Consider the following 13362-nt stretch of genomic DNA (forward strand, 5'->3'; position numbering starts at 1 on the left):
AAGCCGGAATGGGTAGGGGAAAAAGGTGTTTTTCGGAATATGACCGATGACGAAATTAAGGCTTTGGTGGAAGAGGCTTACGCCGTTTTACCTGATGCGGTAGGTATGAATAACCATATGGGGTCGGCGATTATGGAGGATACCAGATGCCTTGGAATTGTACTAGATGAATTGAAAGAACGGAATGGATTTTTTATTGACAGTGTGACTACCGCCAAAAGTCAGGGTCGAACGTTAGCGGAAGAAAAAGGGGTTCCCTTTTTTGCCAGAAGTGTTTTTTTAGACGGTACCAATGATGTGGAAACGGTAAAGAAAAATCTTAGAAAAGCTGCGGAGGTTGCCTTGCGGGACGGGAAAGCTTTGGCCATCGGCCACGTGGGACCCGAGGGGGGAAACGTGACGGTAAAGGCCATTCAGGAATTGATTCCCGAATTAGAGCAGGAGGGAATTACCTTTGTTACCGCAGGAGATTTGATTGACGAATAGGGAAAAAATTCAGAGATAATCTTACATAAGAAGTAGAAATGGGCATGGATATTTGGAACCGGTGTTGACGGAGAGTTAATGTTCTTTTCTCAGCGGGTATGGTATAATTATGAAAACAATTTGTTTGGGAAAAAGTATGATCTTACAAAATATAGAACAATTAGAGGAGGAAAAATGTCTCACTGGAATTCAAGAGGGCTTCGTGGTAGCTCTTTAGAGGAAAATATCAACTTTACCAACGAAAAATATCGGCAAAGAGGGCTTGCGCTGCTGCAAAAGGTGCCTACGCCCATTACACCGGTAAAAATAAATCAAGAAAATAAAACCATTACGTTAGCGTATTTTGAAAAACAGAGTACCGTTGATTATATTGGTGTTGCACAAGGGATACCTGTTTGTTTTGATGCAAAGGAAACAGCCCATAAGAATCTGCCTTTGCAGAATATACATAAGCACCAGATAGAGTTTATGGCGGATTTTCGTGCCCAACGAGGGTTGGCCTTTCTTCTGGTGCATTTTACGGCTTTAGATGATTATTATCTTCTTCCCTTTGAAATATTGGAAGAGTTTTGGAGGAAAGCGGAAAAAGGGGGAAGGAAATCTATTCCTTTAGAGACTTTTGAACAAAAATACAGAATTCAGAAAACAGGTAATGGATTATTGCATTATTTGGAAGCAGTAAGTCTATACTTAGAGGAAACAGAAGAAAAACAGAGAAAGGACGGAGGCTTATGCTGAAGAAAAGCGTTGTGGAAAATACATTATCAGCTGCATTAGGAACAGGGGCTGATTTTGCAGAGATATACATGGAGCAGTCCAAACGCAGCACAATAAGTGTGGTAAATGGAAGGGTTGAGGCGGCACAAAGTGGAATGGACTATGGTATAGGAATACGATTGTTTTTTCAAAACAAGGCGATTTATGGTTTTGCCAATGATACTTCGGAGAAAAATTTAATTCGTATTGCCAGAGAAGCGGCGGCAGCGGCTAGAGGAGATCGGGTATATACCCTTCAAGGATGGAGAAGAATGAACATGGCCTGTATGAATCCTATTCGTATCATGCCTGATGAGGTGGAAAAAAGGAAAAAGGCGGAAAAGCTTTTTTTAGCGGCGGAAGCGGCAAAAAAATACAGTGATATAATTACCCAAACCAAGACGGGTTGCCTGGATATTGTAAAGGATGTTTTTATTGCCAATACTGACGGATTGTGGGCAGAGGAACAGCGTGTCCGCAGCCGTTTTACCGTAGAGGCAATTGCTTCTTCGGCCACAGAAAAGCAAAGCGGGCATCTGGGCCCCGGGGGTTCTTTGGGGTTTGAGCTGTTTGAGCAAATTGATGTGGAGGAAAAGGCAAGGGAGGCAGCCAGAATTGCTGTTACCATGCTGGGGGCAAAGCCTTGCCCCGCAGGAAGAATGCCTGTGGTCATTGACAATGGATTTGGTGGTGTTATTTTTCATGAAGCTTGCGGACATAGTTTAGAAGCCACGGCAGTGGCCAGAAATGCTTCTGTTTTTGCAGGAAAGATGGGGGAGCAAATTGCTTCTTCTGTTGTGACTGCCATTGACGATGGAACCATTCCCAACGGATGGGGTTCTGCCGCCATGGATGATGAGGGAACACCTACTCAGAGAAATGTTTTAATTGAAAATGGCATTTTGCGTTCCTATTTGGTGGATAAGTTAAATGGAAGGCGTATGGGTGCCAAGTCCACGGGTTCTTCCAGGCGGGAAAGCTATCGTTTTGCACCCACAAGCCGCATGACCAATACATTTATTGATAACGGGAAAAGCACCCCGGCTGAAATCATCGCCAATACGGACTTTGGTCTGTATGCAAAGCAGATGGGCGGCGGCAGTGTTGATCCGGCTACGGGCGCTTTTAATTTTGCGGTTTTAGAAGGATATATGATTCGGGATGGTAAAGTTGCCGAGCCTGTGAGGGGAGCAACCTTAATTGGAAAGGGCATGGAGGTTTTGATGAAAATTGATATGGTTGGAAATAATTTAGCCCGTGCCCAAGGAATGTGTGGCAGTATCAGCGGTTCCATTCCCACCGATGTTGGACAACCTATGATACGGGTAAAAGAAATGACCGTTGGCGGAAGGGGGTAAAAACATTGGAGAGACAGGCTTTGCAAAAGCAAATCATAGATGAGGCACTGAAACAGGGGTTTACCGATTGCGAGGTATTCTATTTAGGTGGGGAAAGCTTCGAAGTTTTATTAATGGAGGGCGAGGTTTCCAACTACGAAAATAGCAGTGAAGGGGGTATTTCTTTTCGTGGAACTTACCAAGGCCGTACGGGTTATGCTTCTATGGAACGTTTGGAAGAAGAAAGTATTGACTATGTGATTCAGGCGGCAAAAGAAAATGCCATGCTTATGCCTGAGGAAGAGTGTGAGGATTTATTTGGCGGGGAAGCGTATCCTGAATTTAACGGATATTATCCCGAATTGGAGCAGGTTTGCGTAGAAAAACGCATTCAGCTGGCAAAACGCATGGAGGAAGCGGCATTAAACGGAGCGGAGAGCATTGCTTCTTTGGATTATTGCGTTTTAGGAATCGGAAAAAGAGAGGTGGCCATTGCCAATAGCCTTGGCTTGGATATTTCTTATACAAAAAATTTTGCTTCGGGGTATGTTAGTGCCATTGCGAGAAACGGTGATGAAACGAAAAAAGGCTCTGCATTTTGGAAGGGCAGGGATTGGGGAGATTTTGACCCGGAAGAAACAGGCAGAAAAGCGGCAAGACGAGGGGCGGCTCTTTTGGGGGCAGGAACGGTGAACAGTGGAACCTATACCGCTGTTTTAGACGGAAAGGCAATGACCTCGTTGTTGGCTGCCTTTAGCGGCATTTTCTTTGCGGAAAACGCCCAAAAGGGCTTTTCCCTGCTGAAAGATAGGCTTGGGGAGAAAATTGCGGCATCCTGCGTTACTTTGCGGGACGATGCCCTTTTGGAGGGCGGTTATGCTTCTGTACCTTTTGACAGCGAAGGGGTTGCGGGGAAAAACAAAGGGGTAATCCAGGAGGGATGCTTGAAAACTTTGTTGTATAATCGAAAATCCGCAAAGAAGGACGGCGTGGCTTCTACGGGAAATGGCTTTAAAGCAGGATTGACTGCGCCGGTGAAAACGGCATGTACCAATTTTTATATCCAAAAAGGTGACAAGAGTTTAGAGGAGCTTTTTGGTCAAATGGAGAATGGTCTTTATATTACGGATTTTATGGGGTTGCATGCGGGAACAAATGCTGTTTCCGGGGATTTTTCGCTCTCTGCCGAGGGATTTATAGTAGAAAATGGAAAAATAGAAAAGCCCGTTGAGCAAATTACCATTGCAGGGAATTTTTATACGCTTTTACTGGATATTTTGGCGATGGGGGAGGATATGTATTTTGCGGCAAGCGGAAAAGGCTCTCCATCAGTTTTGGTAAAAAATATTTCTGTTGCAGGAAAATAGATGAGGCTCTGTTTAAAATTGTCTTAATTTTCCAGAAATTATGTTGTTTTTGTTGAAGTATTAGGATATGCTGAATAAAAATGAAGCTTTTAAAATTTATTTTTCTGGGGGAGAATGTTATGGAGTCAATTCAGTCTTTTGTTGGTATGGGGTCTTTATTTACAATATGGGCTATCGTAGCAGCGGTAGTGCGTGTAGGGCTAGAAATTACCCTGGCGGTTTTAGCCATAAAATGCATGCTAAAGTATTTAAAGAATGATTAGAAGACAATAAAATATGAATAATAGGAGGGGCCATGAAGCAATATCAAAAAAATATTTTATCTGCTTTTGTTATTGTAATTGGAGGATTTATCCTTTTTAATTTAGCATTCCTGCTAGCATTTCTTGTGATAAAATCAAGTATGATCGTTTTGGGTGTTGCTGAAAATGCACCGCCCCCTATGCTAAGTAGGGCGTTATACCTTATCCTAGTCTGTTTGATGTCATGGTTTATTTTTCGTTCGCGTCTGAATAAGCTATTAAAGGCTACTTATTTGACAATGCCCCTTATGGTAATCCTTGTGGTAACCGGCATAAGTTTTTATGGGCAATCAAAGTGGCTTATTGTCGGCGTTGGAGCTGTAATTATTTTTGCGGTACTCTATTATCTTTACAAGAAAAAACTTTCCTGGCAATATTTTTTCGCTGTGTTTTATGTTTGTGCAGTGGCGCTTTGGAATATGATATTTGATGTTCAAATATAAGAAACGGAAGAAATTTGATTAAATATTCTATTTTACAATTACTAAAATAAATAAGTGAATTTATATTCCCGAATTTTTAAAAACTGTATCCATTTTGGAGAAGTTTTTTGATTTTATGGTTAGAGAGGGGAATATAAATTCACTTTATTTTTGTTGAAAAATTATTTAGCTGTCTATTTTATTGGAGAAATCCTGAAGCTGCTTCAACAACTTTTCCATATCTCTATTTGCGCCACCTTTATTCTGGTTAATCAGTCGAATCAACCGCTGACCTGCCAAATCAAGCTGTTCCGATAGATAGATTGCCCGTTTTCCGCCAGTAGATACAGCTTTTTGCTGGGGTGTTTCCTTGGGCTTTACGGGGATTTTTACGCCTTCTGTCAATAAAGCGCCACTTGCCAGGTCATAGCAGGCACCGCTGAAAGGGGCAACGGCCTGATATTCGTATTCGTCAATGAGATTCTGAGCAAATGCTTGGGTAACAAGGTCATCACCGTGTACAACAAAGACTTTTGTGGGTTTTGGATCAAAATTGTTAATCCAGCGTAGCAGACCATTTTTATCAGCATGGCCGCTAACCCCTGCCAGTTGTTCAACATGAGCATTGACAGAGATAGTTTCGCCGAACAGACGAACTTCCTCTGCCCCTTCAACAATGATTCTGCCTAAAGTTCCTATAGCTTGATAGCCAACAAAAAGCACGGTGCTTTCCTTGCGCCACAGGTTATGTTTTAAATGGTGGCGGATACGACCGGCTTCGCACATACCTGAGGCTGAAATGATAACCTTTGGATCACGGTCAAAGTTGATTGCTTGAGAATCTTCGGGGGTTACAGCGGTAATCAGACCGTTGAATTCCAGAGGATTGATGCCTTTTTTTACTAATTCCATGGCTTTGGTATCATAGCAATCCATTCTGTTTTCCTTAAAGACTTTTGTTGCTTCAATTGCCAAGGGGCTATCGACATAAACTTTAAAATTCTCATGGTTTTTTACTAGTTTTCGTTCCTTGATTTCTCGTATAAAATATAGCATTTCTTGGGTTCGTCCTACGGCAAAAGCGGGGATAACCAAGTTGCCGCCACGGTCAAAGGTTTCTTGAATATGCTTTGCCAGCTCCGCAACGTAATCCGGCGGAGGGTTATGCAAACGATCACCGTAGGTGCTTTCCATAATGACATAGTCTGCTTCTTTTGTGTATCTGGGGTCATGAATAATGGGCTGGTTAAGATTGCCGATATCCCCTGAAAATACAACTTTTTTCGTTGTCTGGCCTTCGGTCAGCCAAATTTCAATGCTGGAGGAACCAAGAAGGTGTCCCACGTCGGTAAAACGAATGGAGATGCCGTTGGTTACGGAAATTTCCTTTTCATAATCACAGGGGACAAAATGCCCGGCAACGGCTGATGCTTCTTCTGTGGTATACAGGGGCTCAAAGGGTGCCTTTCCGGCTCTTTTGGCCTTGCGGTTTCTCCATTGGGCTTCAAATTCCTGAATATGGGCACTATCCAAAAGCATAATGCGGCAAAGGTCTGTTGTTGCTTCTGTTGCATAGATTTCCCCACGGAATCCATTTTTGTAGAGTAATGGCAACAACCCGGAATGGTCAATATGGGCGTGGGACAGGAAAACATAGTCGACATCTGATGCGGGTACGGGAATTTCTTGATTTTCATAGGTATCATGTCCTTGCTCCATTCCGCAATCCAACAGGATGCTTTTGCCACAGGCTTCGATATAATGGCAGCTGCCGGTTACCTCATGAGTTGCTCCTAAAAACATTAATTTCATATGGATTCCTCCTTATCATCGTACAGGTTTTGGATGATTTAATCCATTTTTAGTATAGCTCTATTTTTATGGGATGACAAGATGTCTCTTTTTTTAGCAATTTTATATTGAGCGCTGTCGAAAATGCCTGTTTTTTTTGTATGGAAAGAAATAGTTGTGTGGTATATAATAAATGAAAGACCTTTGGGGTAAATGGGATCAAGGTGCAACGTAAAAAGGGGATGATATTGTGGAAATAACAGAGTTATATGATATCTTTCAAATCGTAAATGGCGAACACTATGACCCACATAGAGTGTTGGGGATGCATGAGATTGAAATGGATGGGGAAACAGCCATTGGCGTGCGGGCCTTTTTACCAGGTACACAAAAAATTACTGTCATAGATATGAAAAATAAAAAAAAGCAGTATCCTATGACAAAAATTCATGACGATGGATTTTTTGAAGTGCTTCTGTGGGATCGCAAAGAATGGTTTCGATATATGTTGGAATTTACCAATGACAGTGGAATCACTTGGCGCAGCTATGACCCCTATTCCTTTTTACCTACCATTTCCGAATATGATAGATACTTATTTGGGGCAGGCAACCATTATGAAATTTACGATAAAATGGGAGGCCGATTGATAAACCATGGTGGCACAAGGGGTGCTGCATTTACGGTTTGGGCACCCAATGCAAAAAGTGTAAGTGTGATTGGAAGCTTCAACCAATGGGATACGCGGCGCCATCCTATGCGTCGCTTGGGTATATCGGGCGTTTGGGAGCTTTTTATCCCCGGATTGATGGAAAACGATCAGTATAAATTCCATGTAATACAATGTGATGGTACCCCTGCGGATAAAGCAGACCCTTACGGCAGATTTTCGCAGGTTCGTCCTGAAACTGCCTCTGTTCTGTACAATTCCAAAAAATATAAGTGGCATGATAAAAGATGGCTTACTGCTCGGAGTAAGAGAAGTCCTTATACTTCCCCCATGAATGTATATGAGGTGCATTTGGGCTCTTGGATGCGAGTACCCGAGGAGGGAGATCGCTTTTTAAGTTATATTGAGTTGGCAGATCAACTGATTCCCTATGTGGAGGAAATGGGTTATACTTATATTGAACTTTTGCCCATTTTGGAGCATCCTTTTGATGGAAGCTGGGGTTATCAGGTTACGGGGTATTTTGCCCCCACCAGCCGTTTTGGCACGCCTGATGAATTTAAATATTTCGTTGATACCTGCCATAATCATGGCATAGGCGTAATTTTGGATTGGGTGCCTGCTCATTTTCCAAAGGATTCCTTTGGTCTAGGGCGATTTGATGGAACTGCGTTGTATGAACATGCTGACCCCCGCCGCGGCGAGCACAGGCAGTGGGGAACCTATATGTTTAACTATGGCAGAAAAGAGGTTACTAATTTTTTAATCAGTAATGCCCTATTCTGGCTACAGGAATACCACATGGATGGTTTAAGGGTGGATGCGGTGGCCTCTATGCTGTATCTTGATTTTGGAAAGGATGCGGGAGAGTGGCTGCCCAATCAGTATGGCGGCAGTGAGAACTTAGAGGCAGTTGAGTTTTTAAAGCATATGAATTCTATTGTCAAGGAAAGAGTTCCCGGGGCAATGATGATTGCCGAGGAGTCTACCTCATGGCCGGGGGTAACCAAAGATCCTAAGGAGGGTGGTTTGGGCTTTACCCTAAAGTGGAATATGGGCTGGATGAATGATTTCCTGTTCTATATGAAAAATGATCCTCTATTCCGAAAAAATTATCATAACCGTTTGACCTTTGGCATGGCCTATCATTACTCGGAAAACTTTATTCTGGTGCTTTCCCATGATGAGGTAGTTCATGAAAAAAGCGCTATGATTGGGAAGATGCCGGGGGACGACTGGCAGCGTTTTGCCAATCTCCGCCTTGCCTATGGATTTATGTACGGACATCCCGGCAAAAAATTGCTTTTTATGGGTGGAGAATTCGGTCAGTACCATGAATGGTGCGAAGCAAGAAGTTTGGACTGGCATTTGCTGCAATATGCAGATCATCAGCATATGCAGACTTATGTAAAACAGCTAAACCAGTTATATCTGGAAAATGACGCTTTTTGGAAAGAAGATTCTAATCCCCATGGTTTTCAATGGATTTCCTGCGATGATAGAGATTTGTCCATGCTATCTTTTATACGTCGCAGTGATGACAAAGAAATTTATTGTATTTGTAATTTTACGCCTGTTGCCCACGCCGATTTTCGTATTGGCTTGCCCAATAAGGGGAAATATAAAGAAATTTTCAATAGCGACAGCCTTGAATTTGGCGGAAGCGGTGTGGAAAATACGGAGGAAATTATTGCAGAGGAAATACCTTGGGATCACTTTAGCCAAAGTGTTTCCATCAACGTACCACCCCTTGGGATGATTGTTTTGACCCAAGAGAAGGAAAAAATTATAAAAACAAGTAAGGTAACAAAGATTTAGCTTCGGATATCAATATATAGTGGGTCTCCTTCAAAATGTGTGGAAAATATAGAGAGCTTGTTTTTTTTCTTAGGAAAATCATAGTCTTTATATTGACGGTTGTTGCTTTTTTGTGTATAATTCTTAAATGTATGGTAAAAATGGCGGATCTGGCGCGGTTTTTTATCATCTGCAACAAACGAATCTCGCATCTGGAGGGAGGGAAATTCATGTCGGAGGTAAAAGTTAAAGAAAATGAATCCTTAGACAGCGCACTGCGTCGTTTTAAAAGAACGTGTGCCAGAGATGGCATCATGGGCGAAGTTCGCAAAAGAGAGCATTATGACAAACCCAGCGTAAAGCGCAAAAAGAAATCCGAAGCCGCAAGAAAACGTAAGTTTAAATAAAATCTAGACGGCGAAAAGGGATGATGATATGTCATTAAAAGAGCAACTATTTGCAGATTTAAAAACTGCGATGAAAGAAAAGGATTCCGTTCGAAAGGATACAGTTCAGTTAGTCCGTTCGGGTATCCTTCAGATCGAGAAGGACAAAAAAGTCGAATTGGATGAAGACGGCGTGATTGAAGTAATCACCAAACAGCTGAAAAGCAGAAGAGATTCCCTTCCTGAGTTTGAAAAAAGCGGAAGAACTGATCTGATTGAAAAACTCAATCAAGAGATCAATATTTTGTTAGGTTACCTTCCAGAGCAATTAAGCGAAACCGAAATCCAGACGATCGTAGAAGAAGCGATAAAAGAAACCGGTGCCTCTTCCATTAAAGAAATGGGAAAAGTTATGTCGGTGATTACACCGAAAGTAAAAGGGCGCGCTGATAATAAAATCGTTGGCAGTTTTGTAAAGAAAATGCTCCAGGGCAATCAATAATCATAGTGAAATTAAAAAAGACCTGTTGGGGAAACCCAGCAGGTCTTTTCGCTTATTGTAAAATTTTATTAATAGATAGAGGATGCAATAGATAATTTTGTGTAAATATAATGAAAGATTGACTTGACTTTAAACAAAAGCGTGTTATAATTACTTTAATAGTTTAAAGCATAACCGCACATATGCATTAAAGCATGCGGCTTATTTTTGAGGGAGTGGTATGGTATGAAAAAGAATAAAATGCGTTTGGCTGCTGCTATGGCTATGGCGGCAATGATGATTTCCATGGCTGGTTGTGGCAATACAAGCCAAACAGATGAACCTGCGGCTGACGATAGTGCCGATGCAAAAACCTATAACGTAGGGATTATGCAGTTGGTTGAGCACCCTGCTTTGGATGCGGCTACCCAGGGATTCCAAGATAAGTTGAAAGAACTTTTAGGTGATTCTGTAACCTTCGATGTACAAAATGCCCAGGGGGAAAGCACAAACTGCACAACCATTGCAACAAAGTTTGTTTCCGGCGATGTTGATTTGATTATGGCAAATGCGACGGGTGCTGTTCAGGCAGCGGCAGCGGCAACAGCAGATATTCCTATTGTAGGTACCTCTGTAACAGACTTTAAAACAGCCGGTGTTGTAGATTCCAATGAGGCACCCGGAAGAAACGTTACGGGTGTATCTGATTTAACACCCATTGATGAACAAATGAAATTATTACAGCAGGTTTGCCCTGATGCAAAGAAAGTTGCAATTGTATATTGCAGTGCAGAGCCAAACTCTATATTCCAGTCTGAATTGGCACAGAAGGCTTTGACAGAAGCCGGTATTGAATTCAAAGAATATACAGCAGCGGATTCCAATGAAATTCAGGCGGTTATTACAAATGCCGTAAGCGAATGTGACGTAGTATTTATTCCTACTGATAATACCATGGCAAGCAATATGGAAATTGTTAAGAATGTAACTGTACCGGCAGGTGTTCCTGTCTTTGCCGGTGAAGAAGGTATGTGTGCATCCGGTGGTTTGGCGACACTGAGCATTAGTTTCTATGACTTAGGACAAAAAGCTGGTGAGATGGCTTATGAAATTTTGGTAAATGGTGCAGATCCTGCAACAACACCCATTGGCTATGTTTCCGATAACATTGTTCCCAAATATAACGCAGAAATTGCAGAAGCGTTAGGTATCACAATGCCTGAGGGTTTCGAGGCAATTCAATAAAAATAAGATTCCATAAAAATAAAGAGGTAGAGCGGGGCAGTTTACTGACCGCTCCCTTTTTTCTACAAAAGAGATACAAAAAGATTGGGGGAGAAATGATATGAATGTCATAGCATTAATGAAGGCTTTGCCGGGTTCTGTGGCTCAGGGGCTTATTTGGGGTCTGTTGGCCATAGGGGTTTATATTACTTACAAGGTATTGGATTACGCGGATTTGACTGTAGATGGAAGTCTATGTACAGGTGGTGCCGTAGCGGTAATGATGATGCTTGCTGGGTACAATCCTTATTTAGCCTTAATTGGTGCAACGGTTGCCGGTATGTTGGCCGGTTTAGCAACAGGGGTGTTCCATGTTACTTTTGGAATCCCCGCAATTTTATCGGGGATTTTGACTCAATTAGGGTTATATTCTGTAAATATGCGTATTATGGGGAAGTCTAACCAGGCAATTAGTGTTGATAAATATCATTTGCTTTTGAGTTTGCGTAATATTCCCCATGCAATTATTGTTTCTGCTGTTTTTTGTGCCATTGCCATAGGAATTTTATATTGGTTTTTTGGGACAGAGCTTGGGCGTTCCATTCGCGCAACAGGAAATAATGAAAATATGTCAAGAGCCCAGGGGATTAATACAAAGGCCATGAAAATTGTGGGTTTAATGATTTCCAACGGTTTGGTTGGTTTATCCGGTGCGCTTTACGCACAGTATCAAGGTAACGCAGATGTAAACATGGGTCGCGGCGCCATTGTTATCGGTTTAGCGGCAGTCATTATCGGCGGTGTTTTATTTGGCAAGATATTTAGAAATTTTGCCTTCCGTTTGGTAGGAGTAACCCTTGGGGCGATTTTATATTTTGTTGTTATTACCGTAGTATTGCAGTTAGGTTTGGAAACCACAGACTTAAAATTAGTAAGTGCATTGATTGTAGCGGCTTTCTTGGCGGTGCCTTATTTAAGAGGTCAGTATTATACGAAGCACGGAAAAAAAGGAGGGAAGGCGAATGCTTGAATTAAAAGAAATCCATAAAACCTTCAATCCCAATACACCCAACGAAAAAAAGGCTTTGAATGGCGTAAATCTTACCCTTGAGGCAGGAGACTTTGTAACAATTATTGGCGGAAATGGAGCAGGAAAGTCTACCATGCTCAATGCAATTGCCGGTGTTTGGCCTGTGGACAGTGGGCAGATTGTTATTGATGGTGTTGATGTTACAAAATTGCCAGAGCATAAGAGAGCGGTCTATTTAGGCCGTGTATTTCAAGACCCTATGAACGGAACGGCTGCGGATATGGAAATTGAGGAAAACCTTGCAATCGCATACCGCAGAGGAAAGTCCCGTGGGCTTCGCTGGGGGATTACCGCCAAAGAAAGAGAATGGTATAAGGAACTTTTAAAGACGTTGGACTTAGGGTTGGAAACACGCCTGAGAGCCAAGGTTGGACTCCTTTCAGGCGGGCAAAGACAGGCGCTGACCTTGCTTATGGCTACATTGAAAAAGCCAAAGCTTCTTTTATTGGATGAGCATACAGCAGCTTTGGATCCCAAAACAGCAGCCAAGGTTTTGGAGCTTTCTGACCGGGTGATTGCCGAAAATAGTTTGACGGCTTTAATGGTTACACACAATATGAAGGATGCCATTGTTCATGGGAATCGTTTGATTATGATGTGGGATGGACGAATTATATTGGACATTAAAGGGGAAGAGAAAAAGAAGCTGACAGTGGAAGATTTGTTGCAAAAATTCTCTGTGGCAAGCGGTAGTGAGTTTGTAAATGACAGGGCTCTTTTGGGTTAAAAATAGAAAGTAAAACTGATTTTATTTAAGTTGTGTATTTATGTGGTTATATGAAACGTAAGGGCAACATCAATAAGAATGTTTGAGGGGAAAATCCCTAATTATTAAAATTTAAAAAAAGGTTAGTACGACTTCATAACAAGGGGAGTCGTACTTTTTTTGTTTTATGCGGAACAGTGGGAACATTGAAAGACAAGGTATTTCTTTGGGTTTTTTAGCATAATGTAAACAAACGGTTTTTCGGATGGTGATGAAAAAAATGGATTTACGCAGGGGTGTGTCAGAGGCTTTAGACCTGCCAAAGGAGATCACGTTGGATTTGCCGTTGATTTCCTTAACGGGGCGGGAGGAAGTTACTGTTGAAAATCATAAAGGAATTTTGACCTATGGAGAAGAGAGTATTCGTGTTGGAACAAAGGCAGGAACGTTATGCATCCGTGGGCAGGGTTTGGGGCTAAAACAGCTAACCGGCGATGTACTGGTGATAACAGGGAAGCTGGTTGCGCTGGAATTTTTAACCTAATGA

The 13362-nt window shown here is 42.0% G+C and carries 14 protein-coding genes; 13 read left to right on the top strand and 1 reads right to left on the bottom strand.

Features of this window, described 5'->3' with window-relative positions; translation table 11 throughout:
• The 6 genes from P9Q65_RS01445 to P9Q65_RS01470 all read left to right on the top strand — a co-directional run.
• Window positions 1–486, top strand: a 486-nt coding sequence (locus tag P9Q65_RS01445; protein ID WP_304507306.1) for a divergent polysaccharide deacetylase family protein, incomplete at its 5' end; no start/stop codon positions are given.
• Between the two features lie 174 nt (window positions 487–660).
• A complete protein-coding gene (locus P9Q65_RS01450) occupies window positions 661–1224 on the top strand; it encodes a Holliday junction resolvase RecU (protein ID WP_304507307.1) in 564 nt (187 codons plus the stop codon).
• A complete protein-coding gene (locus tag P9Q65_RS01455; RefSeq protein ID WP_304507308.1) occupies window positions 1218–2600 on the top strand; it encodes a TldD/PmbA family protein in 1383 nt (460 codons plus the stop codon). The genes P9Q65_RS01450 and P9Q65_RS01455 overlap by 7 nt, the downstream gene beginning before the upstream one ends.
• Window positions 2601–2605: 5 nt before the next feature.
• Complete coding sequence (locus tag P9Q65_RS01460) at window positions 2606–3946, top strand: TldD/PmbA family protein (RefSeq protein ID WP_304507309.1); 1341 nt, start codon at window positions 2606–2608, stop codon at window positions 3944–3946.
• Window positions 3947–4065: 119 nt separating this feature from the next.
• The gene (locus tag P9Q65_RS01465) at window positions 4066–4209 is read left to right on the top strand and encodes a hypothetical protein (protein WP_304507310.1); all 144 of its coding nucleotides are present in this window, start codon (window positions 4066–4068) and stop codon (window positions 4207–4209) included.
• Between the two features lie 32 nt (window positions 4210–4241).
• Entirely contained in the window at window positions 4242–4691 is a 450-nt protein-coding gene (locus P9Q65_RS01470; RefSeq protein ID WP_304507311.1) for a hypothetical protein, read from the top strand.
• A 165-nt stretch (window positions 4692–4856) separates the two neighbouring features.
• Here the strand turns inward: P9Q65_RS01470 and P9Q65_RS01475 are convergent, their stop codons facing one another.
• Window positions 4857–6482, bottom strand: a complete 1626-nt coding sequence (locus tag P9Q65_RS01475) for an MBL fold metallo-hydrolase RNA specificity domain-containing protein (protein ID WP_304507312.1) — start codon at window positions 6480–6482, stop codon at window positions 4857–4859.
• Window positions 6483–6711: 229 nt separating this feature from the next.
• On the opposite strand from P9Q65_RS01475, the gene glgB reads away from it, so the two are divergent.
• From glgB to yqfC, 7 genes are all read left to right on the top strand, one after another.
• Window positions 6712–8949 (top strand): 1,4-alpha-glucan branching protein GlgB, encoded by a 2238-nt coding sequence (gene glgB / locus P9Q65_RS01480; protein WP_304507313.1) that lies wholly within the window; start codon window positions 6712–6714, stop codon window positions 8947–8949.
• A gap of 209 nt (window positions 8950–9158) precedes the next feature.
• Window positions 9159–9335: a 30S ribosomal protein S21 gene (rpsU, locus tag P9Q65_RS01485; RefSeq protein WP_022255363.1), complete on the top strand. Its 177-nt coding sequence runs from the start codon at window positions 9159–9161 to the stop codon at window positions 9333–9335.
• A gap of 28 nt (window positions 9336–9363) precedes the next feature.
• Complete coding sequence (locus P9Q65_RS01490) at window positions 9364–9816, top strand: GatB/YqeY domain-containing protein (RefSeq protein ID WP_304507314.1); 453 nt, start codon at window positions 9364–9366, stop codon at window positions 9814–9816.
• Between the two features lie 225 nt (window positions 9817–10041).
• Window positions 10042–11040 (top strand): ABC transporter substrate-binding protein, encoded by a 999-nt coding sequence (locus P9Q65_RS01495; protein WP_304507315.1) that lies wholly within the window; start codon window positions 10042–10044, stop codon window positions 11038–11040.
• Between the two features lie 100 nt (window positions 11041–11140).
• Window positions 11141–12049, top strand: a complete 909-nt coding sequence (locus P9Q65_RS01500) for an ABC transporter permease (protein WP_304507316.1) — start codon at window positions 11141–11143, stop codon at window positions 12047–12049.
• Window positions 12042–12836, top strand: a complete 795-nt coding sequence (locus tag P9Q65_RS01505; RefSeq protein ID WP_304507317.1) for an ABC transporter ATP-binding protein — start codon at window positions 12042–12044, stop codon at window positions 12834–12836. Before P9Q65_RS01500 ends, P9Q65_RS01505 begins: the two co-directional genes overlap by 8 nt.
• A gap of 259 nt (window positions 12837–13095) precedes the next feature.
• Window positions 13096–13359: a sporulation protein YqfC gene (yqfC, locus tag P9Q65_RS01510; protein ID WP_304507318.1), complete on the top strand. Its 264-nt coding sequence runs from the start codon at window positions 13096–13098 to the stop codon at window positions 13357–13359.
• Window positions 13360–13362: the final 3 nt, after the last annotated feature.

Source organism: Anaerotignum sp., from assembly GCF_030625865.1.
Classification (GTDB): domain Bacteria; phylum Bacillota; class Clostridia; order Lachnospirales; family Anaerotignaceae; genus Chakrabartyella.

Coding starts and splice junctions, on each gene's coding strand:
- P9Q65_RS01450 (WP_304507307.1), top strand. CDS start 661: ATGTCTCACTGGAATTCAAGAGGGCTTCGTGGTAGCTCTTTAGAGGAA.
- P9Q65_RS01455 (WP_304507308.1), top strand. CDS start 1,218: ATGCTGAAGAAAAGCGTTGTGGAAAATACATTATCAGCTGCATTAGGA.
- P9Q65_RS01465 (WP_304507310.1), top strand. CDS start 4,066: ATGGAGTCAATTCAGTCTTTTGTTGGTATGGGGTCTTTATTTACAATA.
- P9Q65_RS01470 (WP_304507311.1), top strand. CDS start 4,242: ATGAAGCAATATCAAAAAAATATTTTATCTGCTTTTGTTATTGTAATT.
- P9Q65_RS01475 (WP_304507312.1), bottom strand. CDS start 6,482: ATGAAATTAATGTTTTTAGGAGCAACTCATGAGGTAACCGGCAGCTGC.
- rpsU (WP_022255363.1), top strand. CDS start 9,159: ATGTCGGAGGTAAAAGTTAAAGAAAATGAATCCTTAGACAGCGCACTG.
- P9Q65_RS01490 (WP_304507314.1), top strand. CDS start 9,364: ATGTCATTAAAAGAGCAACTATTTGCAGATTTAAAAACTGCGATGAAA.
- P9Q65_RS01495 (WP_304507315.1), top strand. CDS start 10,042: ATGAAAAAGAATAAAATGCGTTTGGCTGCTGCTATGGCTATGGCGGCA.
- P9Q65_RS01500 (WP_304507316.1), top strand. CDS start 11,141: ATGAATGTCATAGCATTAATGAAGGCTTTGCCGGGTTCTGTGGCTCAG.
- P9Q65_RS01505 (WP_304507317.1), top strand. CDS start 12,042: ATGCTTGAATTAAAAGAAATCCATAAAACCTTCAATCCCAATACACCC.
- yqfC (WP_304507318.1), top strand. CDS start 13,096: ATGGATTTACGCAGGGGTGTGTCAGAGGCTTTAGACCTGCCAAAGGAG.